Source organism: Vibrio sp. R15-SG3-ISO1A, from assembly GCF_059833955.1.
In genome coordinates this window covers 13,837-35,968 of sequence record NZ_JCBDGH010000019.1, presented here as the reverse complement: position 1 = coordinate 35,968, position 22,132 = coordinate 13,837, and the positions used below count along the sequence as shown (strand labels likewise).

The following is a 22,132-nucleotide window of genomic DNA, read 5'->3' as shown; positions in this document are numbered from 1 at the left end:
AACCAGCATGGGTTTATGGTTCATCCACAATCGGGAGCGGCGCGCCAATAAACGGCCTCCCTCGACCTGTGCCCAGCCAACTTGCAGTGCGTCACGCTTGACGTTGTCGGCGCTAAAGACGGTCAGTCCAAGTGGGATCTCGCCTTGCGCGGTCAAATCAACATGCTGCTCTTGCAGTGAGGATTGAGGAATTAAGGTTCGCCCTAGCACCCAAGCGGTCTCATCGCCTTTCAATACCACTTTACGTAACAAACACGCTTCGTGGCTCAATAAGGCAATCTCTTGGGCATTCAAACGTTCCGAGGACACAATGCGGTTGTGCAGCAAATCGACACTTAAGGTTTGGCAATACGATTCCAATAAACGTGACAATGAGCCCTGTTCTAACAACCAATCTTTGGCGATCGGCGTTGGAAAGCTAAACTGGTCGGGATCATGCCATTCGACCTCTCGTAGGGCAGACAAACAATGCGAAGTTGATGGATTCATACTAGTATTCAATAGTCAGCTTTATATCGTAAAATAAAGCTTAAATAACAACGTTAACCACGGTATCGAGTGCTCAACGCCTCTTTTAATCACAGACAGAGGCAACATTGTAACAAGACTCTGACCTTTCGAATATCGTGAAAAGAAGAAAGAAAATCGCCCACTATGATGAAACGTTACCTAGCGCAGCTTTTTGTTGCTGCGAGTCTGCTCGTTAGCCTCCCCTCCTTGGCAGAAAAGGAAGGCGGGCCTCAACTGGCGTATTTCACGCTAGAACCGGATCTCACCACGAATTTTTATACCAAGGGTAAAGATTTGGGCTATGTTCAGGTACGCATTGACATCATGGTTGCTAATCAAGCCGATTTGGCGGTGATTGAGCTGCACCAGCCTTTGATTCGTGATGCCGTGATCGAGTTGCTCGGACAGCAGTCAAAAGACACCATCACCTCGCTGGCAGGACGCGAAGACTTGCGTAAAAGCCTAGTCGAGGATCTCAACTCGATTTTACTGCCGGAAACCGGAAAAACCGTCATCGCGGATCTGCTGTTTACTAAATATCTCTACCAGTAAACGTGCACCCGTCAATCTCGATAGGTCTGTTAACGCCGCTAACGCGGCGTTTTCTGTTTTTAACCTATCTACCCTTGGTATTTGGCTTTACTCGCATCGAGTAACCCTAAGCCAACCCCAGACAGCAGCCCCACCAAGTGAGCGGTATTGGCAATGGCCATAAAGGGCTGCATAAAGCCAAGCACCAACCAAACCAACATAAACCCAATCACCTGTTTTGGCATCATCAAACCGAGCGCGGGCGCCTTGTAGCCCATCATCCAGATGTAGCCGACCAACGCGTACACCACGCCAGAGAGCCCCCCAAAGTTGGCGCCCTCAACCCAATACTGCCCAGCGCCTGAGAGTGCCGCCGACAGGACAAACAGTTGCAACAGCTTCCCTTGACCCAGTCGCTGCTCTATATCACCGCCAAGTTGCCACCACCAAAGTAGATTGAACACGATGTGCAACGCCGAAAAATGCAACACCGCATGACTGAGCCAGCGCCAGAGCTGCCATTGCTGGCTAGCGTCCGCAGGGAAGTGAAGCGCGAGGAAAATCGTTCGACCTTGACCTATCTGCTGAAGCACAAAAATCACCACACATAGCAGCATGACGGCTAAGGTGATCGGCCCGGCTTTCGCTTTGATCATCGCGATGAAACTGGGTGAACGGTAATGGAAAGGATTGACTCGGGTATCCGCCACCTCCCACGACGCAGCGTGATACTTATCTGCATTCGGGTTAGCCAGAAATTGCTCAAGCTCCTGTATCACCAGATCATAATGCTCACTTTCTTTGAGGAATAAGACAAAATCGTCACTCTCCTCATCGCGCATCATGCCAACGGTGATTCTACGAGCCGCCATGTAATCAACAAAAGCCTGGCCCATTCTGGGGTTCTTGATGGTGGTCACTCTTACCATTAGGTTATCCTGAAAGATTGGGGTTATCCTGAAATATGGAAGTTAAGCCGTCTGCACGGTGGGTAACCCAGCGCGATGCCAGGCTTCAAAACCGCCATCCACACTGTATACCTGCTCAAACCCTTGATTCACCAAATATTGCGCCGCACCTTGGCTGCTGATCCCGTGATAACACATCACCAAAACCGGCTGGTCAAACTCCACCTCGTCCATAAAGGCCACCATGGTGTCGTTGGTCAGATGATACGCATGCGTAGCATGCGCGACGGCAAAGGATTGTGGATCACGAATATCCACTAGGCGGGCGCCTTGCTGCTCAATCATTTGCTGCGCGGAGGCAACATCGATGTGCTGAAACTGGTCCATTTACTTTCTCTTTATGCTTTTATTGTCTGCGCTCATTGTAACCTATCCAACGGAGGACAAGTACTGTCGGTTAATAAGGTTATCCACCAGCGATCAAAATGACGTCATCTGTGGATAAAGTTGTGGATTGCGTTGATAAAGTGTTTGAATTAAAAAAGATCCACAATATGTAGTGATGATCATAACTATTCTGTGAGTGATTCAAAACATATCCCCATAGAAAAACCCGCCATTAGGCCTTTATTCACCCTGCTTTCTGACATCTAGCCAAGAAATTCCCCACAGAGTTATTCACAGGAGCGAGCGTTGAAATGATCGCCAACTGGTTAATATAAAATGCTTTATACGATCCAAACAAAAAGCCGAGGTCACAAGACCTCGGCTTTTCATGTTTGTGTTTCGCGCTTTGCGTTAGCGGATTAAAACTCGCCGACTGCGGCTTTGAGCTTCTTCATCGCGTTTTTCTCAAGCTGGCGAATACGCTCAGCAGATACGCTGTAGGTATCAGCTAACTCTTGCAACGTCGCTTTGTTGTCATCTAACCAGCGAGAGCGAACGATATGTTGGCTACGCTCATCAAGACTTGAAAGCGCTAGGCTCAAGCGATTGTTGGTATGAGCTTCCCAGTTGGCCGCTTCGATATTTTCTGCGACGTCAGAGGCTTTATCTTCAAGGTAGAGCATCGGAGCCGAGTAAGACGTACCAGTGTCATCGTCATCACTAGACAACTCAAAGGTCGCGTCTTGCGCAGCGAGACGAGATTCCATCTCACGTACTTCTGAAGGCTCAACACCCAACTCTCTTGCGACGGTTTCCACCTCGCCGTTATTGAACCAGCCTAAGCGTTTCTTCGACTTACGCAGGTTGAAAAAGAGTTTGCGCTGCGCTTTGGTCGTGGCGATCTTGACGATACGCCAGTTGCGAAGTACGTATTCATGGATCTCCGCTTTGATCCAGTGCACGGCGAACGAGACAAGACGTACACCAACTTCGGGATTGAAGCGTTTGACCGCTTTCATCAAACCGATGTTGCCTTCTTGAACTAAGTCGGCCATGGGTAGGCCGTAACCAGAATAACCACGAGCCACATGCACAACGAAACGAAGGTGCGAAAGGATCAATCCTTTAGCGGCTTCAATTTCACCGTCATAGTGTAGTCGTTCGGCAAGTTCACGCTCTTCGTCCGCGGTCAGCATTGGGTAGCTGTTTACGGAGCGGATGTAGCTGTCTAAGCTATCTTGAGTTACTACCGCCATTGGATACGCTTGGTTAGTCATTCAAATCCTCATCAATCTCTGATCTGGAGTGTAATTTAACCCAACAATCTTGAACTCAAAATGAACAAGTTTCAAGCTGGGATTTGCCATTATGCATAAAGCACGCTCAGGCACAATAGAAAGTATACGCTACCGTATACTTTTTTCATTATTATGACCACGCCCTGTTAAACAGGTTCAATTTCTTTTAAGTGGCGCCGCGCCGACACTTTCGCCGCCAAGCAGCCTAAAAAGATGCCAAGCATGATCAGTAAGAGCGACTCATCCCAACTGAGACCGATAAGACGAAAACGGCTGTCATAAAGCTGCGCTAATTGCTCTACGCTGTGATTGAGTACGATAGTAATGATGGCCGTCAGTATCCATGCGCTCAATGCGCCGAGTAAACCAAACCACATCCCCGAGTAGAGATAAGGACGCAAAATAAAGCTGTCTGTCGCACCAATCAACTTCATGGTTTGGATCTCTTCTTTATTTGCCAACACATTGAAACGCAGCGTGTTACCAACAATCAAAAACACGGAGCAGAGCATCAGGACAGACAGCGTAATGATGATCCCGGTGACCAGTGTCTTAATCGCATCGAGCTTTGTCAGCCAATCTTCGTCCAAACGCACATCGGCGATGTCTTCTTGCTCTGCAACCTCAGCCGCAAGGCGTTTGATCATCGCTTGGTCGTCACTGCTTGGGGTAATAATAAGCACGCCCGGCAGCGCGTAGTTATCGAGCAATGAGATCGCCTGTTCAAAGCCAGAGTACTGGCTAAAGTCTTCTAGGCCTTGCTGCGGCGAGATGTAATCGACTTTGGTGACTTCAGTTCGGCTCTCTAACTGATCTTTCAGCACCATCACCTTGGGCTCTGGCGTCTGCTGCTTAATGTAAGCACTCACTTGCGAAGGGCTGGTCACGTCACTAGAGGCGGCGGCAATGTTTTTACCGAGCAAATAGAGCGCGGAGGGCATGGCAAGCGCCATGGAGATCACCGCTAGGGTCAAAAAGTTTGCCAGTGGTCGAAACCAGAGCGCCGCAAACGCTAACCGCGCCTGCTTAAAGTGCACCGACAAAAAGCCATCACGCTGGACTCGATTCTGGCTCGTGCGGCCTTGCTTTGTCTTCACTCGCTTATTCGCGGCCATAATCTTCGACCTCACTCAAAAAACCTTGATTCAGTTCCAAATGGCGATATTTCGGCCGAGTGTTGACCAACCCGATGTCGTGAGTGGCAAGCAATATGGTGACGCCTGCACGATTGAACTCTTCAAAAAGTCGCACCACTCGGTTGGAGAGATCAGGGTCGAGGTTGCCGGTCGGCTCATCCGCCAGTAATAACGTCGGACGATTGACCACCGCTCGAGCGATCCCGACGCGCTGCTGCTCACCACCAGAGAGTTGACTCGGCAGGCACTTGGCTTTATCCAGTAATCCCGTTTTGTCTAAGGCCGCCGAGACGCGGCGCTTAATTTCGTTTTCCGAGATGGATTCAATACGCATCGGCAAGGCCACATTGTCGAAGACACTGCGATCCATCAATAAACGATGATCTTGAAACACAATGCCAATGTTGCGGCGTAAAAATGGAATGTCTTTGCTTGGAATTCGAGTGATGTCGTGCTCATTGAAACTGATTTTTCCATCCGTTGGACGTTCAATGGCACAAATCAATTTTAACAATGTGCTTTTCCCTGCACCGGAGTGGCCACCTAAAAAGGCCATCTCCCCTCGGCGCAAATGAAAGTCTACTTTTTGCAGCGCTTGACGACCGCCTCGGTACGCCTTACTCACTTGCTGAAATTTTATCACCCGAACGTCCTCTCACAGGTCTCAGTCAGCTTAATCTTCGCGGCTAAACAGTGCGTTGATAAATTCTTGTGTTTCAAATGGGCGCAAATCGTCAATGCCTTCCCCGACACCGATGTAACGAATCGGGATTTGGAACTGATCCGCAAGCGCAAAAATAACGCCACCTTTGGCCGTGCCATCCAACTTAGTCAGCGTGATGCCGGTTAATGGCGCCACATCGCTAAATAGCTTGGCTTGGCTGATCGCGTTTTGCCCAGTACCCGCATCTAGGGTGAGCATAATTTCATGCGGCGCTGAATCATCGATTTTCTTCATGACACGCACAATTTTGCGCAGTTCTTCCATCAAGTTGGCTTTGTTTTGCAGGCGACCTGCAGTGTCGGCAATGACGACATCCACGCCTTTCGCTTTGGCAGATTCAATCGCATCATAGATGACCGAGGCGCTGTCTGCACCGGTGTGCTGCGCGACGACGGGCACGCTATTGCGCTCGCCCCATACTTGCAGTTGCTCAACGGCTGCAGCGCGGAAGGTATCCCCAGCGGCGAGCATGACACTCTTGCCTTGTGCTTGGAACTGCTTGGCCAATTTGCCGATCGTCGTGGTTTTACCAACGCCATTCACGCCGACCATCAAAATCACGTACGGCGTTTTACTGCTGTCCACCACCAATGGCTGCTCGACTTTGGCCAAGATATCCGCCATTTCGTCTTTAAGGAGATCGTACAACGCTTCGCCATCTTTTAATTGCTGACGAGTGGCTTTTTCTGTCAATGAATCAATGATTTTGACTGTGGTATCCATGCCGACATCAGCAATCAAGAGCTGCTCTTCAAGCTCTTCAAATAGCTCGTCATCAATCTGCTTACCTTTGAACAAACCAAAAAAGCCTGCACCTATGTTGGCTTTGGTGCGTGCAAGGCTACGCTTTAAACGTGCGAAAAAGCTCTCGGTCGGTTTCTCTTGTTCAACCACACGAGGGGCCACCACCTCAGGTGTAGCGTCAACCTCAGGGGCGACATCAACCTCAGGGGCGACATCAACCTCACTGGCTGGCTCATTGGCTGACTCACGAGGCTCTGGCGACACCTCGGCATCAGGCTGTGTCTCTTGGGCGGGCGACTCGACAGGCTGCGCTTCTTGTTGTTGTGCTGATTCACGGCTCTCGGCTTGTGTCTGCTCTTCGTCACCAAAACCTAACCAAGAGAGTAAACCGCGCTTCTTTTTTTCCGACATCTGGAGCATTCCTAGATAGTAACTATTAACTTCGCGTGCATTACAGGCTGCATACCCTGTATAAATGCACGCTAACGACCGAGTGACGCTTTCCCTGCATTCAGATGATGCGTTACACTCTGTCCTTACTGAAAATTGGGCTATATTACCGCGCTCATTGCTTGAGCGACTGGATATAGTATCACTTTATTAGCGGTCAAAAAATCTATGGTAAGACGTCGCCAGCAAAACACATCACAAAATAAGCCATCCACTGGCTTTGTTCGCATCATTGGCGGTATTTGGCGCGGGCGAAAGCTGCCTGTCCACGATGCCCAAGGGTTGCGCCCCACCACCGATCGCGTCAAGGAAACCTTGTTTAACTGGATCGCCCGCGACGTGCCAAGAGCCAAATGTCTGGATCTGTTCGCAGGCTCTGGCAGCTTAGGGTTTGAGGCAGCTTCTCGTCAGGCGGATGAGGTGACACTGATTGAACTCAACCCTACCGCTTTCAAGCAGCTGAAAGCGAACGCTGAAGCACTAAAGGCCGACACTCTCAAAGTGCACAACGGCGACAGCTTGGCGTACCTTCGCCAACCCGGCACACCGCACCATGTTGTTTTCATCGATCCGCCGTTTCGCCAAGGTTTATTGAATGAGGTGGTGACCCTGCTTGAACAAAACGGTTGGTTGGCCGACGATGCGATGATCTATATTGAAACAGAGAAAGAGTTGGTGCTCGATTGCATTCCGGCCCATTGGCACCTGCACCGCGAAAAGGTGGCCGGTCAAGTGTGTTACCGTCTGTATGAGCGACAGCACACCGAGAACTAACAAGCAGAGAACAAAAGGACGAGATCGATGCCTCTATTTATTCTGGCCGGAAAAGCCCTATTTAGCCTAGTGTGGTTGGTGCTGGTGTGGAACCTCATCGCCCCCTTCCCAGGCAACACCGCTTATGCCCTGTACGCGATGTTTGCCTTTATGCTGATCATGCACGGGATCCAATCTGCGATTTTTATTCGCGCGTTCGCTAAGCCCTACAACCTCAGCGCTTGGGAGAAGTGGTCTTTTCTCTTTTTTGGCGTGTTTGCCTTACTGCATATTCGTCAAAAATACATGCAAAACTCCTGATAGCGTTTTCAGATACCATCTTCTGTAACGACACACGCCGCCCATTGGGCGGCGTGTGTCGTTACAGCGAAGTCGTCTTTATGCTGAGCGTGAGTTACCCCAGATAGCCTTTAACACCATCTAAGAACATCTGAGTTGAAATCATGATCAGCAACAGCCCCATCAGGCGTTCAACGGCTTTCAAACCGCGCTCACCCAAAATTCGGTGGAAGAAGTTATAGAACATCAAGATAAAGAAGGTCGCGCCCCAAGCGAGCATCACCGCTCCCGACAGTTGCAGTAGTTTGTCAGGGTGCTGACTAGAGAGCAGCAAAATCGCCGCGATCACCGATGGGCCAGCAATCATAGGGATGGCCATCGGGACAATAAACGGCTCTTCCCCAGCCGCCAAGCCAGTAATGCTACCCGCACTAGGGAAGATCATCTTGATTGCGATGATAAAGAGGATAATACCGCCGGAGATACTCAAGGTTTCAGGCTGCACGTGAAGGAAGTTCATGATGCCCTTACCGGCAAACAGGAACAGCAGCAAAATCGCTAACGCGAACAGCAATTCACGAATCAGGACGCGACGACGACGTTTCGGCTCTAAGTGCTTAAGAATCGACAATACAATCGGCAAATTGCCCAGCGGATCCATGATCAAAAACAGCATGGTCGCGGCAGATAAAATGTCCATGACTCACCTCCAAATAAAAAGTCGGCGAAGTATAACAATGTCGCGATCAAATTGGCAGTAAAGCGGTAACCTCAATGTTACAGCCCGTTGACGCTAGAGGATCATCGCCGCAGTAATCAGAGAATGAGCCAAAATATAACTGCCCGAAATCAGGTAACGCCCCCCTTTCACTGGATGACGATAATCATGCAGGGCAAGCAGCGCCGCGGAGACCGTCAGCACGAGCGTCCCAACAAAACCCAGCGCTGAGGAGAGCGAGTGCTGAGACAACCACACTTCACCCGCCGCCCAGTTGAGCTGCAATAACACGCTGCCCATGACAACAACCGGGAAAATCAGTTGGTCCAATTTCGGTAACAAAAGGAAGAAGGAAACAATCCCGATAGCAAGCAGCATGGCCGGTAACCACCACACCATCTCTCCCGAGAGCTGTAACCAAAATGATGTGCTATAGCAAAGTTGGGCGGCAATAAACGCAGCAAAACACCACTTTGGCCACCGGCCGAGCAAATAGAGACTATCTGCCGCGACGGAAACCAGAAGGCCCAACGTAATCCATCCAGCAATGACTGGCGTAGCGCCGCCATCACTCCATAATAAGACGACCAACATCAACAACGACATTGTTTTAAACAATGCCGCTTGTCTAGGGTTATTGCTTTCATCGGCAGAGATACTAATAAAGCTCGATAATGCGACCGACAGCCAGCTCCACATGTGTTCACCTCTTTTAAACTGAGGTGCCAGTGTAGGCGGGGGATAGCGGATGTCCAGATCGCGCCATCAAAACTTCGATCTTGATTAGGCTTCTCAACGATTTTCTCTGCAAGGCGCTCAAGCTTGACGCAACCAAGCAATGCCAAACGCCAGCTTGTAGGAACAATCTGAAAAATAGACGAACTCAGCCCCTATTGAGTGATGTAACAATGAAACGATCATTTCCAAGCAAAAACCAAGAGATCAGAGAAGAGAAACAGGAATAAACCCAACTATATTAATAACTTAAACGAAAATCTTGGAGTACAAAAAACCGTCTTTACAAATTATCTCTTTTATAGACTGTGCGCTGCCACCCTTCACCCTCTCATTCACGACAAAAAATGATAATCATAACGACAAAACTACGACTTTAACCAAAATAATTCCACCAGCCAAAAATAAGCCCCATAAAACACAAAAACTAGAAAAACAGAACAAACACACAAGTATAAAATCATTAAAATACAACAACTTAAAATGCAAAGTCACACACGAGAACAAATAAAAGCCAACACAAAAAACAAACATTCAACGGATAAAAACAGGCAAAAATCAGCAGTTTTAACAGAAAATTAACGGCACTTTCTCTCTATAGGGATAAAATAACTTGATAAACCCCCAAAACTATTGCTATTCTAAAAGGCATAGAGTTAAGCATCACTATTAAGGAGCAGTGTTATGATTACTTCTTCACAAAAACAAGGACTTGTAATGATCGCGGTTGTTGTTGGCCTAATGACACTGCCGATGTTGTACTAGTCTGAATTGTAAAAAACAAAAAGGGACGCCGTAGCGTCCCTTTTTTGTTTTTGCCTGTTTTACCACCTATCTATGGCGACCTTATCGACACCTGCGCTGTTTATCCGCAAATCACAAAACATCGATTAATGGCCTTTTAACCAAGGTGCTTAGTTAAAACATCCCAATGTGCATAATAGAAGAACAGCGCCGCTAAGGTCGCCATGGTCATCAGCACAATCGCCGTTCGCCAAATAAAACGACTGCTTCGCGGGATCAGTTCTTTTTCACACTCATCACACGTGTTGAGAAAACTCGCTGGGTCTTCAAGCTGGTAATCGTATTCGTGTACCACTTTGTTCCGAATCGTCGCGATATAACGCAGCTTGCCAATCACATCATGAGGTAAACGCTCTTCGCAACTTGTAACAAGCTGATGCAAGCCTTTCCCCTCTGCGTGATATTGTGTCCGAAGGAGCTTCTCGATTTTACGAGTTCTCGTAATGACACTCTCAATATCAGACATAATTTCCCTCCGTCTCCGTTAGTTTAGGGAGAATTCAATCAATGCGCTATCCAGTTTTGGCAAATTTTTCACAGTTTCGAGTAAATTTGTGTAAAGGAATCAACAAGTAACTAACATGAACGGACACGGCATCACCGCCTGTGATATCACTCGAGAAATGTGAGAAATCCACTGAAACGTCACTAAGATATGTGGGCTGGATCTGACATCCCCGCCTGAAGCGGATTACACTAACGCGGTACTTCTGAGGAGCCTGTTGTATGCCTATTACTCTGTTTGTCGCGATTGTGCTGTTTGTGCTGATCAGCGGCGCACTGTTTGTTCGCTTTTATCGCCAACACATGCAAGGCGAAGGCTCGCAGGAGCAGAGCGCGCAGGTCACGATACTCGATAAACAGAGTGTGCCGGTTGAGCATGCCGCCCCCGGCGAAGATGATTTGGAATACTGGATTTATGTGCAAAAAGGTCGGCTTGGGCCTAAGCGAGAATTTCAAGTCGGCGTCCACTACTACCATGCACTAAACCCAGGGGACAAAGGCACCCTGACCTATCAGGGCGACACCTTTCTTCACTTCGCACGCCAGCGTTAGGGGAGTAGCCAGCGCGTTTTACTCGATAGAGAAAGGCAATGACTCATGAGCAGTGCGCCCGCGCCGCTGAGCAATATCCACAATGGGATCACCCAGGCAGGATGGCCTTGATACCAACCGTACTCTTTCATTGGCCACAAAAAAATAGGGTGCAACAAGTAGATCCCCAAACTGTGCTTGCTCACCACGCCTACCCCTTTTGCCACCTGCGGTGATAAGCGTTCTCCCAGCCCTCGACACAGCATGAACACCATACTGGCAGCCAACACCACATTGAGGGTTTTATAGGAGAGCCAGCGACCGACCGTGTATTCGCCCGACGCAACACTGTACGTCACCACCATGTGCACCGTCACCCACAAGGCCACACCACCAAGCAGCATGCTCACCCCTAACAAGGTTCGGTTGAGCGGTACTCTTTGATAGAGCAAGTAGCCAAGAGGTAAGTACCCACTATAGAGCCAAAGCTCGTTGCTCCATGGCCCATCAATTCGAAATAGATATAAGGTCGTGGTAAGCAGCCAGATGGCGACATACGCCCACAACGCGCCATCGCCATACTGCTTCACCACATACTGAAAAACAGGAATGACAAAATAGAGCGGAATAAAGTAATAGAAGAAGCCAAGGTGATAGTAAGTTTCATGCTGGGCGCTACCTAGCAAGACCGCTTTGACCGTCTGAGCATCAAAACCTTGCGCGCTCCACCCTGAAAGATAGGCATAAAAAATCGACCATACGACAAACGGAATCAGCACCTTACCCAAACGGCGCTGAACGTAATAGCGCAAATCAAACGGGCGAGTATCGCTCAGCATCAAGGCGCCACTGATCAAAATGAACACAGGAACGGCCCAGCGCGTCACGCCGTTGAGTGCCACCGCTGTCCACCATTGCTCAAAAGGGATAACGCCCAATTCGTGCCGGTAAGGAGCGAGCACATGAATGGCAATCACAGCGACAGCCGCAACACAGCGAAGCAAATCAAAAAAGAGGACTCGTTGGCGCATAGGATGGATCTCTTGTCTGGGATCTCTCGACTATAACAAGAAAAGCGCTGACAAAAGGGAAAACTTCGTCAGCGCTTTGTGAAGACTCCTACCAAGCGATTAAGCAATGGCGGGCTGTTTCACTTTCGGTAGTTTCAAAGAGATCAGCGTCGTTAGAGCCAAAAACGCAAACGACACCCACAAGCAGGCCGCCAAGCCCGCCACCTGAAATACCCAGCCAGAAAGAATGGTGCCGATCAAACGCCCCATCGCATTGGCCATATAGTAGAAGCCCACATCCAATGAGACACCATCGCCCTTGGCATAACTGACAATCAGGTAAGAGTGCAGTGACGAGTTGACCGCGAATATCGCGCCAAACACCATTAAGCCACCAACAATCACCCATTCCGGCTGCCAATCGATCTGCACGGCATAGGCGATAGCCGCTGTCACGATGGCTAATGCCCCGGCCCAGACTAATGCCGCATGACCATCAGGCACGCGACCCTGCGCTTTGCCGGTGATCTTCGGCGCCAAGCCTTGCACTATGCCGTAAGCGATGGTCCAGGCAGCGAGAAATCCCCCTACCCACAAATGCTGCCAACCAAAAACAGAACCTAGGTAGATAGGTAAGGCGACCACAAACCACACATCACGAGCGCCAAACAAGAATAGGCGCGCTGCCGAGAGGATGTTGATGGGCTCAGATTTAGAGAAAATCTGCGTAAACTTGGGTTTGTTTTTGGCTTTGCCCATACCACTGTCTAAGCTCAGCACACTGCCAATAAAGACCAAGGTCAGCACGCCGGCCATCAGCAATACTGCAGACTTAAAGCCCACCAGCGAAAGCAGTAAACCACCAATAAAAAAGCCCGCCCCTTTAAGGGCATTTTTGGAGCCGGTTAAAATCGCGACCCATTTATACAGCGCACCTTGCTGCTCATCCGGCACTAACGTTTTGATCGAACTTTTCGCGCTCATCTTGTTCAGATCTTTGGCAATGCCCGATAACGCCTGCGCCGCCATCACCCAAGGGATGGTCAGCCAAACGTTCGGCACCGCCAACATTAATAACGCGCCGATTTGCAGCGCCAGCCCTAGATTCATGGTCTTGTTGAGGCCCAAACGCGCACCGAGCCAGCCGCCGACCAAGTTGGTGACAACGCCAAAGAACTCGTAAAACAAGAACAATGAGGCAATTTCGAGCGTGCTGTAGCCCAGATCATGAAAGTAAAGCACCACCAACATACGCAGGGCGCCATCGGTGATGGTGAAGTTCCAGTAATTAAACGTGACCAACATGTATTGGCGGACGCTTTTGCTCAGGTTAGCAAACATAATTCACCTATCGCGATGTTTGAGCGCTTTTGGGTTGCCATAGTCCAAAAGCGCTCTTCGGTTGTTAGCCAGCGACTGTTAGCCAGCTACGGATTGAATGTAATCCACTTGCACAGGCTTAGTGAATGCGCCCGGGCGCAGCGCCTGCACTTCTTTAATGATGGTCTCTAATGGCCAGCTTTTTTCCAGCAACAGATGGGCCGCGAATAGGCCGGTACGACCCGAACCGCCCATGCAGTGCATCGCTACTTTGCCGCCATTATCGACAATACGGTGCAGCGTTGGGCTAGCGAGTTGCCACTTAGCCGCAAATTCACTGCCAGGGGCGCAGTCGTCTTCTATTTCAATTTGGAACCACTGCATACCGAGCGCTTGGGTTTTTTCGCCCAACGCCGCGACATCTTTACTGGCTAATTCCGCATCGTCGAGCGCAGTGACGATCGCTTCAACACCTTGTGCTTTGAGCTGTTCGAGCGAGGCATCAAGATCTGCGTCTTTGGTGCCTGGACACGGCGTCAGCACCAACGCACCTTGTTCTAAATCCAGTTGCCATGTTGGGTGTGTCATGATCAATCCTCCTTATGCCAAACCGACTTTGCGTACCAACTCAGCAGTGCGAGTGGCGTAACCCATTTCATTGTCATACCAAGCGTAGATTTTGACCATGCGGCCACCAACGACCATAGTCGAGAGTGCATCTACGATGGTTGAGCGTTGGTCACCCTTGTAGTCGATTGAGACCAGTGGACGCTCTTCAAAGCCCAAAATGCCTTGTAATTCGCCTTGTGACGCTTCTTTAAGGAGCGCATTCACTTCTTCTGCGGTGGTCTCTCGGCTCACATCGAAAATAATGTCGGTGAGCGAGGCGTTAGCCAGTGGCACACGTACGGCGTGACCGTTAATCTTGCCTTCTAACTCTGGGAAGATTTCGACGATCGCTTTTGCTGAGCCGGTAGTGGTTGGGATTAGGCTCATCCCACACGCGCGCGCGCGGCGTAAATCTTTATGCGGCGCATCCAAGATGGTTTGCGTGTTGGTCAAATCATGAATGGTCGTGAACGAAGATTGCTCAATACCCAGTTTTTCATGAATGACTTTCACCACGGGGGCAATACAGTTGGTGGTACATGACGCTGCCGTCACAATTTGATGGACCTCAGGGTCGAAAATATGATCGTTCACGCCCACCACGATGTTCGCTACACCCTCTTCTTTGACAGGTGCAGAGACCACAACACGCTTCACGCCTTGCGCAAGGTATTGGTTCAAAAATGACGTTTTGCGATGCACGCCCGTTGATTCAATCACGACATCACATCCTGACCAATCAACGGCATCGATGTCGCGCGATTGAGTGGTCTTAATACGCTGACCCTTGATGATCATGCTATCGCCCTCAACGCCCACTTCATGATGCCAACGGCCTTGCACGGAGTCGAACTCTAGCAAGTGCGCTAACGTCGCAGTATCGCCCGCCACATCGTTGATTTGAACAAATTCTAGCTCATCCCAATCAAACGCAGCGCGCAGCGCCAAACGGCCGATACGACCAAATCCGTTAATCCCTACTTTAATTGTCATGTTGCACTCTCTCTCAATTGGCAATCTGTTTCATCATTCATTTGGACCGCTACACACAGCACACAGGGCGAGCCTGAATCGCGTGTAACCTTTGTTGATCTTGTTGGTACTGCGTCTTTAAGCAGTTTGAAGCCACCAGATCATCGATCAATTTGTTCATCCATCCCGGCAAATCAGCGGCCAGTCGATAAAAGACCCACTGGCCCTGACGTACATCGACCAAAATGCCGTTTGAGCGTAGCAACGCAAGATGACGAGAAATTTTCGGTTGGCTCTCTTGCAGCGCCTCGGTTAACTCACCGACACACAAACACTCTTCGCGCACGATCAGCATTAAGCAACGAACGCGAGTCTCGTCCGACAACAACTTGAAGAATTGGTGAGGTAACATTGTCTACATTCTCATATATGGATATGCGAATATATTTATCTATCAGGAGAAGAAGATCAAGAGGGAGAGTGGCGATGTCATAAAAGTTTCAAACAAGGTCGCGCGCAGTAAATGGACGCGCCTGGCACTAGGCGCCTGACATTAGGCGCTTTACACTAGACGGTTAACGTCTTGGCTCCAGCGCTGCGCTTCGTTGATACGCGGCATGACGTCATCCACGCTGAGGTTGAGTTTTTTACACACTTGCTGCATACCGTGCCAGTCGCAGCGTTCGTAGCACTCTTCGAGCTGCAATAAGTCGCCGTAAGGGCCTTGGCGCTCCAATAGGGCCAATTTAATCGCACGATTGAGTGGCAACTGCCCCACCAGATCCTCAAGCGGTAAGTCAAGCAGCGCATCCAAAACTGAGAATAAACCAATTAAGAAGGCTTGATCGCGATAAGGCTGGAACGGGTTGTCATACGACATCAGTAAGCAGAATTGTGCGCGCTGCAACGACAAGTTATACAGCTCTGCGGGTTTGTTGGTCGAAATGTATGAAGCCACCGCCAACGAGACAAAGACACGCAGCTTATCCTCACCGAGGTAAACCAAGGCTTGGCGAAATGAAGAGATGGTGACCGAAAGCCGCTCCGACATGGTATTGACGAACCGCAGCAATTGATAAGACAACGCGATGTCTTTCGCGACGATCGCTTCGACCTTGTCAAAATCAACACGAGGCTGGCACACCTCTTTGAGCAGCTCCATTGCAATCAAGTGTTCCGGTGTGACGTATTTCTGCCGGGAGAGAATCGGCTTACTGAAAAAGTAGCCTTGAAACAAGCTAAAACCTGCCGAGCGCGCGGCGACGTATTCCGCCTCTGTCTCTACTTTTTCTGCTAAATATTGCCGTTTAATACCACGATTTTTTTGTTCTTTGACGATTTGACACGCCGCCTCCAAACCCAATGCCAACACATCCAACTTGATGATCTGCACATACGGCAAAAAGCGTTTCCACTGTGGGGTATAAACAAAATCATCCAGTGCGATCACATACCCTTGGCGGCTAAGATCTTTAATGGCATCAAACAGCTCATCGGTTGGCTCGCAGGTTTCCAGCACTTCGACCACAATCTGCTCTTTGGGCAGCGATTCGGGCAAACGGCGGATGAGACTCTGGTAAGGGAAATTGATAAAGCAGCGCGACTTCGCAAGCGACGGGTTGGTGCCGAGCGAGAGGAAGTTCTCCACAATCAAGCGATAAGTCGCTCGATTGGAGTTAATGTGCGCCGGATACGCGTTGTTTTCTCCATCACGAAACAACAACTCGTAACCGACGGTTTGTCTTTTAGCGTTAAAAATTGGCTGGCGGGCCACATACGTGTCACGCATGACTACGACCTAACGGGTGTCCATTATGCTTTGGCAGTGGCCAATAATGCCCCACAACCGACAAACATGGAACCAAATAGCTTATTGATTTTACTCATAACATGACCGGAACGAATAAATTTTCCCATTTGAGCTGCCAAACTGGTGTATCCCAGCATCACGACAGAATCGATCACTACTGTCGTCGCCCCCAACACCAACAGCTGAGTCAGCTGATCGCCCTTAGGATCGATAAACTGAGGAAACAAAGCGACCAAAAACACGATAGATTTAGGATTGGTGAGATTAATCAAAGTGGCATTGCGAAGCAGCTGGCCACTGGTCAGTGCCGCGCTGACCTCGGCAGTGGCAAGCGTTGATTTATCACGCCATTTTTGAATGCCTAGCCACACCAGATATACCACACCAACCCATTTGATGATGCTAAACGCCAGAGCAGACTGAGCGACAATCGCACCAATGCCCGCCCCAACTAAGGTGATATGGATGGCGAGGCCAAGCTGCAAGCCCGCAATGGCCGCAAGTGACTTACGCGTGCCATAGCTAAGACCATTACTGATCGAGTTCACTGTGCCTGAGCCAGGGGCTAAGCTAAACACAATCGCCGTCAGCACATAAGCCAACCATAAGTGCATATCCATTTTGTTTTCCTCTCGACTAACGTGCGTTTGCCCAACATAATTGAGTTTCTACTTTGGTGCAGCAATAGGTCTCCATACCATGAATCCTTCTCCTTCACCCATCAGACCTCGTTATACTCAAGAGACAAATTTTGAGCAAGCGATCCATGCCGATATTGCGCAATTATGGCAGAGCCGCCAAGAAGGCTACCTGGCCATGCGCGATAAAAAGAAGCTCTATTGGGCCGCATTGACGTCAGAGCATCACAACAAAGCCGTGGTGGTGGTGAATGGTCGCATTGAGTGCGCAATCAAATACCAAGAGCTGTTTTACGATCTCTATCAGCAAGGCTTTGATGTTTACTCTTACGATCACCGCGGGCAGGGGTTGTCAGACCGGTTAATCGATGACACTGAGATGGGCTTCGTGCAGGAGTTTGACGACTACGTCCTTGATTTGGATAGAATGGTGACGCACTTTAACTTAGAGCGTTATAACGAGCGCTTTATTCTCGGCCACTCAATGGGTGGCAATGTGGTGACACGTTACTTACAGACCCAAGGTATTGAGAACAAAGAGGCCTTTTTCCACGCCGCCGCGCTGAGCGCGCCGATGTTTGGCGTCAATATTGCGCCCTACCTCAAGCCTTTCGCGCCCATGATTGGCCAGTTCCTCACCGCCGTCTACCCCACTCCTAGATTTGCCCCCGGCCAAGTGGCGTATTATCCCAAACCGTTTGAGGGCAACTTTCTCAGCCAAAGTGAGGCGCGCTACCAGTGGTTTCGTAATCTCTACGATGAGATGCCACAACTGAGAATTGGCGGCGCCAGCACCCGCTGGGTCTGGCAGAGTTTAATGGCGTGCAAACAGTGTTTGTTGATGACCCGCCACCTGAAAACTCCGCTGCTGATTTTGCAGGCGGGTGACGATCAGATTGTCGCCAACGACGCGCAAACTCAGCTCGCTCGTAAACTCATCAAAACCAACCCTCGCAGCAAACTGGTGACCATTGACGGAGCGCGCCATGAACTGCTGTTTGAACGCGACGAATACCGCAACCGCACCCTAGATGAGATTTTGGCCTTCTTTGACCAACATGGCAGCGTGTAAGCTCGCAATGCGCTCTCTCAGAAACAGGTCAATGGGCAGTGTGAAAACAGGAAAAGGGCAACAGAGAAAATTACCCTCTTTTTCTTGCCATGCATGACGTAGAATAACCACTCTTGCCCATTGGCCAACAACATGTTGGCCCTCCTATATGGCACACGGCAACCAATCATTAAGAGGGTGATATGACCGACACACGTACCGACACGCCTTTTCGCATTGTCGCTTCTGATCTCGATGGCACGCTACTGGCACCCAACCACCAGCTGAGCGCGTTCTCCAAACAAACATTGAAGGACCTACACGCCAAAGGTTACACCTTTATCTTCGCCACTGGACGCCACCATGTTGATGTCGCGGGCATTCGTGAAATTGCTGGCATCCCAGCGTACATGATCACCTCAAATGGCGCGCGTGTTCACGATCAGCATGATCAGTTGATGTACAGCAAAAATATTCCCAGTGATCAGGTGCAAGCCGTGATCGATGTGATCAAGCAAGATCCCAACCTCTTTATCCACATGTACCGTAATGAGGAGTGGTTGCTTGATCGCGACGACGAAGAGTTGGCCAAGTTCCACAGTGAATCCGGCTTTGGTTATCAACGTTTTAGCGCCAATGCCGCGCCAACCGAGGGCATTGCCAAGATTTTCTGTACCCACCCAGAGAAAGATCATGACCGCTTGGTGGAATTTGAAACCCAACTTCGCGCCAAATTCGGCGATAGCCTAAGTATTGCTTTCTCCACCCCTTGGTGTCTGGAAGTGATGGCAGCAGAAGTATCAAAAGGCGAAGCGCTGAAAGTGGTGGCCGAGTCACTTAACCTGACACTCGACAACTGCATCGCCTTTGGTGATGGCATGAACGACGTGGAAATGCTCTCAATGGCAGGCAAGGGATTGCTCATGGCGACCTCTCACCAGAAAGTGAAAAACGCGCTGCCTAATAACGAAGTGATCGGCAGCAACGCAGACGATGCCGTCGCGCATTACTTGCACGACCACCTATTTTAAGCGCTCCCGTCAGCCCGAGACTCTCGGGCTAAAATAGCCTGCCATTGAGATTCCGTGACCGGCATGATCGACAAGCGATTGCCCTTTTTCACTAGGGGCATCGCTTCCAGCTCAGGCATGGCTTTCATCGTCGCAAGCGAAATTAAGCGATCGGTTTTGCGCACAAATTCAATATCGACCATAAACCAGCGCGGATTGTCTGGGCTCGATTTCGCATCAAAATAGTCGCTTTGTGGGTCGTGAGCAAAGTGATCGGGGTACGCCTCTTTGACGACCTTCGCAATCCCCGCAACGCCGACTTTCTTACACGAGCTGTGGTAAATCATCACCAAATCGCCCAGCTTCACCTCATCACGCATCATATTTCGCGCTTGATAATTGCGAACACCTTCCCAACACGACACCTTTTGTGTACGAAGAGTGTCAATAGAGAAGGTGTCTGGTTCAGTTTTAAATAACCAATATGCCATAATAAAATCCATTACGTTTACGCTAAGGAAGATATAGCATGAAGGCGCTTCGAAACCCAGTCGCTCTATCCATCATATTGTTGTTACAAGCGTGCAGTTCTCAGCCATCACCCAGCAGTGTACAACCTGCGCATGTGACGCTCGATAGCGAAACGCCCACACCTACCCAAACCTTCATGCTACGCGGTGAAGTGGTGCTCGGCCACGAAGTACGCAGCCTCACCCCTTGCGGCAGCAATCAGCAGTACTGGCTGGATCTCTCCAATGACCGATTTGCCCAAGGCATGAAACTGGTGCGCTCACCGTACAGCCCTTTGTATGGTGAAATCGTCGGTCACCTAGAGCCCACAGGGCAACAAGGGTTTGCGGCCAATTACGCCGCCAAGTTTGTGGTTGAGAGCATTAACCTTCTTAGCGCTGAAAATCCTAAACGCTGTCAACAAGCGCTAAAACCGACCCGGGCGTTTGGTAATGAGCCGTCTTGGTCTGCCCATTTTGAGTCAGACCAATTGGTCTTTCAGCGCATGGGGTTTGAAGCGCAATCCTTCACCGTCGAGCGCAAGCGTCTTGAACAAACCCGTCGCCGTTACAGTTGGCAAGATGGCTCACTCGAACTCAATCAACGCAGTTGCGTCGATGGCATGAGTGACAGCCTGTATGGTTGGACCTCCACCCTAACGATCGGTGATAAGCAGTATCAAGGCTGCGCCACGCTTGCTAACCAAGACAACACCCAACACTGGGTTGATGACTATCACGCGGCCTCGACCAAAGCACAGCACTTCACCGTGACCATGGCACTCAACCCTGACCATACCGCCATGACGACCTACGCCTATAACAATGGTGATGGCGATTCGGTGGAACACGGCTTTTGGCAGCAGATTAATCCTGATCAGGTGCAAGTGGTGATGACTCACCTTCAGCAGCAACCGTTGCTCTCAGAGCGTATCTTTACTCGTGATGGTCATCAGTTGAATGCGAAGAAAGAGCGTGTTGGCGACGTAATTTATGTCATTAATGATGGTGGGCTAACGTTATACAAAGCCAAGGTGGCGTTGACGCAAACGGGCGCGCAGTCCGCTGCGGCGGCCTCTAGCCTCACCCGCCTACCGCAAGGCGATGATATTCCTTCTTCAGCCCAGTTTGATGCACAGGTCGATAAAGCACTTCGCGACTATTTCTCCATGCACAATACCGATCCAAACGGGACAAAATACCGCTGGCTGACCTATGATCTCAATGGTGATGGTCAACCGGAACTTCTGGCACAACTGGACTGGTGTGGCTCTGGCGGCTGTACACTGCTGATTTTTGAACAGCACCAACAAGCGTGGCGATTCAACAGTAAAATCACCTTAGTGCAAACCCCATTTAACCTCGGCACTCAGGCCCATGGTCAATGGCAAGATTTGGTGATGTTCGTCAGTGGCGGCGGTGCCGTACCTAATCAACACGTGTTGCGTCACAATGGCATCAGCTACCCGCTTAACCCCAGCGTTGAACCTGTCGCCAATTACGATGAGCTCAGCCCAGTGCAGCTTTTCTCCGATGGGGTCACGCCACATCAAGAAGGGCTAATACTAAAATGAGTAGTACCCCTTGCCCGCGATGTAAACTGCGACATCAATGTGTGTGCGTTCGTCAACCACACGTTGAATTAAACGCCCACATCGCCCTGCTGACGCACCCAAACGAGCAGCAGCGCGATACCAATACCGGAGGGCTGCTCAGTCACACTCTGTCAACGTGTAGCGTGCATACGTGGCAACGAACCTCACCTTGCGATACCTTGCTAACCCTGATGCAAAACCCACGCTATCGGCCGTTTTTGCTTTACCCAGGTGAGCAAAGCCTAACGCCTCAGCAAGCGAGCGCCGACGCTGATACACACTGTGCAACGCCACTGTTTATTGTGCTGGATGGCACGTGGCAAGAAGCGCGCAAAATGCTCAATAAGAGTGCGTGGCTCGCTTCACTGTCTTGTGTGCAGCTCTCGCCTCAAGCCGCTTCTCTCTACGACTTGCGACGCAATCAAGCGAAGGGGCACCTGTGCACCTATGAGGTGGGCGCTGAGATCGTGCACGCGTTAGGTGCCCCCCAAGAGGCAACGCGCATGAGAGAGTTTTTCAGCTATTACTTAGCGGCCTTTCAAGCGGATAAAAGTGGCCATGCATTGCGCACTTGA

Annotated in this window: 26 protein-coding genes; 8 read left to right on the top strand and 18 right to left on the bottom strand. The window is 50.0% G+C overall.

Annotation, left to right across the window (positions count from 1 at the left end; genetic code table 11):
- On the bottom strand, nucleotides 1–489 hold a 489-nt coding region (locus tag AC6R0L_RS02095), incomplete at its 3' end, for a chorismate lyase (RefSeq protein ID WP_500628077.1).
- Nucleotides 490–654: 165 nt separating this feature from the next.
- On the opposite strand from AC6R0L_RS02095, the gene AC6R0L_RS02090 reads away from it, so the two are divergent.
- Nucleotides 655–1,062, top strand: coding sequence for a flagellar basal body-associated protein FliL (locus tag AC6R0L_RS02090; RefSeq protein WP_500628076.1), 408 nt, complete (start codon nucleotides 655–657; stop codon nucleotides 1,060–1,062).
- Between the two features lie 68 nt (nucleotides 1,063–1,130).
- On the opposite strand, the gene glpG is transcribed toward AC6R0L_RS02090, so the two are convergent.
- The 6 genes from glpG to ftsY all read right to left on the bottom strand — a co-directional run bounded on the left by glpG (nucleotide 1,131) and on the right by ftsY (nucleotide 6,649).
- Nucleotides 1,131–1,970, bottom strand: coding sequence for a rhomboid family intramembrane serine protease GlpG (glpG, locus tag AC6R0L_RS02085; RefSeq protein ID WP_500628075.1), 840 nt, complete (start codon nucleotides 1,968–1,970; stop codon nucleotides 1,131–1,133).
- A gap of 42 nt (nucleotides 1,971–2,012) precedes the next feature.
- Nucleotides 2,013–2,336, bottom strand: coding sequence for a thiosulfate sulfurtransferase GlpE (gene glpE / locus AC6R0L_RS02080; protein ID WP_334555589.1), 324 nt, complete (start codon nucleotides 2,334–2,336; stop codon nucleotides 2,013–2,015).
- A gap of 419 nt (nucleotides 2,337–2,755) precedes the next feature.
- Nucleotides 2,756–3,613 (bottom strand): RNA polymerase sigma factor RpoH, encoded by an 858-nt coding sequence (rpoH, locus tag AC6R0L_RS02075; protein ID WP_334555590.1) that lies wholly within the window; start codon nucleotides 3,611–3,613, stop codon nucleotides 2,756–2,758.
- Between the two features lie 167 nt (nucleotides 3,614–3,780).
- The gene (gene ftsX, locus AC6R0L_RS02070) at nucleotides 3,781–4,749 is read right to left on the bottom strand and encodes a permease-like cell division protein FtsX (protein WP_500628078.1); all 969 of its coding nucleotides are present in this window, start codon (nucleotides 4,747–4,749) and stop codon (nucleotides 3,781–3,783) included.
- Entirely contained in the window at nucleotides 4,736–5,413 is a 678-nt protein-coding gene (ftsE, locus tag AC6R0L_RS02065; RefSeq protein ID WP_500628074.1) for a cell division ATP-binding protein FtsE, read from the bottom strand. The genes ftsX and ftsE overlap by 14 nt, the downstream gene beginning before the upstream one ends.
- Before the next feature lie 30 nt (nucleotides 5,414–5,443).
- Nucleotides 5,444–6,649 (bottom strand): signal recognition particle-docking protein FtsY, encoded by a 1,206-nt coding sequence (gene ftsY, locus AC6R0L_RS02060; protein ID WP_500628073.1) that lies wholly within the window; start codon nucleotides 6,647–6,649, stop codon nucleotides 5,444–5,446.
- A 207-nt stretch (nucleotides 6,650–6,856) separates the two neighbouring features.
- Between ftsY and rsmD the strand changes: the two genes are divergently transcribed.
- Nucleotides 6,857–7,462 (top strand): 16S rRNA (guanine(966)-N(2))-methyltransferase RsmD, encoded by a 606-nt coding sequence (rsmD, locus tag AC6R0L_RS02055; protein ID WP_487902837.1) that lies wholly within the window; start codon nucleotides 6,857–6,859, stop codon nucleotides 7,460–7,462.
- Between the two features lie 27 nt (nucleotides 7,463–7,489).
- Nucleotides 7,490–7,762 carry a DUF1145 domain-containing protein gene (locus tag AC6R0L_RS02050; protein WP_334555595.1) on the top strand — a complete coding sequence of 91 codons (273 nt, stop codon included), beginning with the start codon at nucleotides 7,490–7,492 and terminating at the stop codon, nucleotides 7,760–7,762.
- A 94-nt stretch (nucleotides 7,763–7,856) separates the two neighbouring features.
- On the opposite strand, the gene AC6R0L_RS02045 is transcribed toward AC6R0L_RS02050, so the two are convergent.
- From AC6R0L_RS02045 to AC6R0L_RS02035, 3 genes are all read right to left on the bottom strand, one after another.
- Nucleotides 7,857–8,441 (bottom strand): YhgN family NAAT transporter, encoded by a 585-nt coding sequence (locus AC6R0L_RS02045; RefSeq protein ID WP_334555596.1) that lies wholly within the window; start codon nucleotides 8,439–8,441, stop codon nucleotides 7,857–7,859.
- Nucleotides 8,442–8,534: 93 nt separating this feature from the next.
- Entirely contained in the window at nucleotides 8,535–9,158 is a 624-nt protein-coding gene (locus AC6R0L_RS02040) for a lysoplasmalogenase (protein WP_500628072.1), read from the bottom strand.
- Between the two features lie 937 nt (nucleotides 9,159–10,095).
- Nucleotides 10,096–10,464 carry a DUF4145 domain-containing protein gene (locus AC6R0L_RS02035; RefSeq protein ID WP_487902836.1) on the bottom strand — a complete coding sequence of 123 codons (369 nt, stop codon included), beginning with the start codon at nucleotides 10,462–10,464 and terminating at the stop codon, nucleotides 10,096–10,098.
- Nucleotides 10,465–10,724: 260 nt separating this feature from the next.
- On the opposite strand from AC6R0L_RS02035, the gene AC6R0L_RS02030 reads away from it, so the two are divergent.
- On the top strand, nucleotides 10,725–11,054 hold the full coding sequence (locus tag AC6R0L_RS02030) for a DUF2500 domain-containing protein (protein ID WP_334555599.1): 330 nt from the start codon (nucleotides 10,725–10,727) through the stop codon (nucleotides 11,052–11,054).
- Here AC6R0L_RS02030 and AC6R0L_RS02025 read toward each other — a convergent pair.
- The 7 genes from AC6R0L_RS02025 to rhtB all read right to left on the bottom strand — a co-directional run bounded on the left by AC6R0L_RS02025 (nucleotide 11,051) and on the right by rhtB (nucleotide 17,374).
- On the bottom strand, nucleotides 11,051–12,064 hold the full coding sequence (locus tag AC6R0L_RS02025; RefSeq protein WP_500628071.1) for an acyltransferase: 1,014 nt from the start codon (nucleotides 12,062–12,064) through the stop codon (nucleotides 11,051–11,053). The two genes, AC6R0L_RS02030 and AC6R0L_RS02025, sit on opposite strands and share 4 nt — an antisense overlap.
- Before the next feature lie 99 nt (nucleotides 12,065–12,163).
- Nucleotides 12,164–13,384 carry an organoarsenical effux MFS transporter ArsJ gene (gene arsJ, locus AC6R0L_RS02020; RefSeq protein ID WP_500628070.1) on the bottom strand — a complete coding sequence of 407 codons (1,221 nt, stop codon included), beginning with the start codon at nucleotides 13,382–13,384 and terminating at the stop codon, nucleotides 12,164–12,166.
- Nucleotides 13,385–13,462: 78 nt separating this feature from the next.
- Complete coding sequence (locus tag AC6R0L_RS02015; RefSeq protein ID WP_500628069.1) at nucleotides 13,463–13,951, bottom strand: cyclin-dependent kinase inhibitor 3 family protein; 489 nt, start codon at nucleotides 13,949–13,951, stop codon at nucleotides 13,463–13,465.
- A gap of 12 nt (nucleotides 13,952–13,963) precedes the next feature.
- The gene (locus AC6R0L_RS02010; RefSeq protein WP_500628068.1) at nucleotides 13,964–14,965 is read right to left on the bottom strand and encodes an ArsJ-associated glyceraldehyde-3-phosphate dehydrogenase; all 1,002 of its coding nucleotides are present in this window, start codon (nucleotides 14,963–14,965) and stop codon (nucleotides 13,964–13,966) included.
- Nucleotides 14,966–15,014: 49 nt separating this feature from the next.
- Entirely contained in the window at nucleotides 15,015–15,356 is a 342-nt protein-coding gene (locus AC6R0L_RS02005) for a metalloregulator ArsR/SmtB family transcription factor (protein WP_487902831.1), read from the bottom strand.
- Between the two features lie 150 nt (nucleotides 15,357–15,506).
- Nucleotides 15,507–16,733: an EAL and HDOD domain-containing protein gene (locus AC6R0L_RS02000; protein ID WP_334555605.1), complete on the bottom strand. Its 1,227-nt coding sequence runs from the start codon at nucleotides 16,731–16,733 to the stop codon at nucleotides 15,507–15,509.
- 23 nt (nucleotides 16,734–16,756) lie between these two features.
- Nucleotides 16,757–17,374 (bottom strand): homoserine/homoserine lactone efflux protein, encoded by a 618-nt coding sequence (gene rhtB, locus AC6R0L_RS01995; protein ID WP_334555606.1) that lies wholly within the window; start codon nucleotides 17,372–17,374, stop codon nucleotides 16,757–16,759.
- Between the two features lie 79 nt (nucleotides 17,375–17,453).
- On the opposite strand from rhtB, the gene AC6R0L_RS01990 reads away from it, so the two are divergent.
- Both AC6R0L_RS01990 and AC6R0L_RS01985 read left to right on the top strand, forming a co-directional pair.
- The gene (locus AC6R0L_RS01990; protein ID WP_500628067.1) at nucleotides 17,454–18,464 is read left to right on the top strand and encodes an alpha/beta fold hydrolase; all 1,011 of its coding nucleotides are present in this window, start codon (nucleotides 17,454–17,456) and stop codon (nucleotides 18,462–18,464) included.
- A 182-nt stretch (nucleotides 18,465–18,646) separates the two neighbouring features.
- On the top strand, nucleotides 18,647–19,474 hold the full coding sequence (locus AC6R0L_RS01985) for a Cof-type HAD-IIB family hydrolase (protein WP_500628066.1): 828 nt from the start codon (nucleotides 18,647–18,649) through the stop codon (nucleotides 19,472–19,474).
- Here the strand turns inward: AC6R0L_RS01985 and AC6R0L_RS01980 are convergent.
- Nucleotides 19,471–19,944, bottom strand: a complete 474-nt coding sequence (locus AC6R0L_RS01980) for an EVE domain-containing protein (protein ID WP_500628065.1) — start codon at nucleotides 19,942–19,944, stop codon at nucleotides 19,471–19,473. The genes AC6R0L_RS01985 and AC6R0L_RS01980 overlap by 4 nt on opposite strands.
- Before the next feature lie 38 nt (nucleotides 19,945–19,982).
- On the opposite strand from AC6R0L_RS01980, the gene AC6R0L_RS01975 reads away from it, so the two are divergent.
- Together AC6R0L_RS01975 and AC6R0L_RS01970 are read left to right on the top strand one after the other, a co-directional pair.
- Complete coding sequence (locus tag AC6R0L_RS01975) at nucleotides 19,983–21,536, top strand: COG3650 family protein (protein ID WP_500628064.1); 1,554 nt, start codon at nucleotides 19,983–19,985, stop codon at nucleotides 21,534–21,536.
- A complete protein-coding gene (locus AC6R0L_RS01970) occupies nucleotides 21,533–22,132 on the top strand; it encodes a tRNA-uridine aminocarboxypropyltransferase (RefSeq protein ID WP_500628063.1) in 600 nt (199 codons plus the stop codon). Before AC6R0L_RS01975 ends, AC6R0L_RS01970 begins: the two co-directional genes overlap by 4 nt.